1 protein-coding gene is annotated in these 1,185 nt (G+C 62.7%); it reads left to right on the forward strand.

Going from position 1 to position 1,185, the window contains the following annotated elements; translation table 11 throughout:
* The coding region (locus ACQY6C_RS14790) for a DUF389 domain-containing protein (RefSeq protein WP_427970056.1) at positions 1-1,185 on the forward strand (1,185 nt) is incomplete at both ends.

Below are 1,185 nucleotides of genomic sequence, written 5' to 3' on the forward strand. Positions count from 1 at the left end.
ATGCTGCTTTCCCCGCTGATGGGGCCGATCATGGGCCTCGGATTCGGTCTGGCGATCGGCGATTTTCACTGGACCCGTCAATCGGCCAAGTCACTGCTCGTCGGCTCGCTGATGTCGATCCTGTTCTGCGCGCTGATCGTATTCCTCTCGCCTCTTCAGACGGTCACGAGCGAGATTGCTTCGCGCACGAGGCCGAACCTGTTTGACCTTCTCATCGCGCTTTTCTCTGGTGTTGCAGGTGCCTACGCGATGATTCGCGGGCGCGAAAACAGCATCGTTGGCGTGGCTATCGCGACCGCCCTGATGCCGCCGCTTGCTGTGGTCGGGTTTGGCCTCGCGACCTTGAACTGGACCGTCTTCGGCGGTGCGCTGATGTTATTTGTGACAAACCTCGTCACCATCGCGGGCACTGCATTTACCATGGCCAAGTTCTACGGATTCCGCACTGCCCTGACGGAAGCGCAGACGCGGCTGCAGTTCGGCGTCACGCTGGTGGCTTTCGTCGCGCTGGCAATCCCGCTCGGCATTTCGTTGATCCAGATCGCCAATGAATCGCGCGCGCAGCGCGATATTCGCGGTGCCGTGCTTGACAGTTTCGCGCGAACCTCGCGTCTCTCCGATCTGCAGATCAATTGGGATTTGGAGCCGGTCAGTGTCTCCGCGACCGTGCTGACTCCTGAATATGAAGACGATGCTGAGGCAACTGTCTCGCATGCGGTCGAGCGGATCGTTGGCGAAGAGGCGCAGGTGACGTTGACCCAGATCGAGGTGGGCACCGGGTCCGCCGCTGCAGAGCGAGCGCAGCTGGCTGCTGCCAAAGAACAGGAAGAAGCGAGCCAGCGCCGCGCGGAAGAATTGGGGCAGCGACTGGCACTGGTGGCAGGCGTCGATCCATCCGAAGTCATGATCGACCGGCAGCAGCGGCGGGCACTGGTCAAGGCGAGGACGCTCGATGGCGCATCGCTTGCGGCATACCGCACGCTGGAGGCGCGAATCGCCAGGACCGAGCCGGAGTGGCGGATCGAATTGCAGCCCCCTGCTGGCCCGCTGCCGCAGGTTCCGTTCGAGGATGGCGAGCCGACGGCTGCCGGGATCAAGGCTCTCGCCGTGATCGCCTGGGCGGCGAAGCGGATTGATGTGCCTGTGGTGTTACAGGGCGATCCGGAACAGGCGTCACATTGCGCC

This window comes from Altererythrobacter sp. (assembly GCF_050299635.1).
In the GTDB taxonomy this organism is placed as follows: Bacteria; Pseudomonadota; Alphaproteobacteria; order Sphingomonadales; family Sphingomonadaceae; genus Erythrobacter.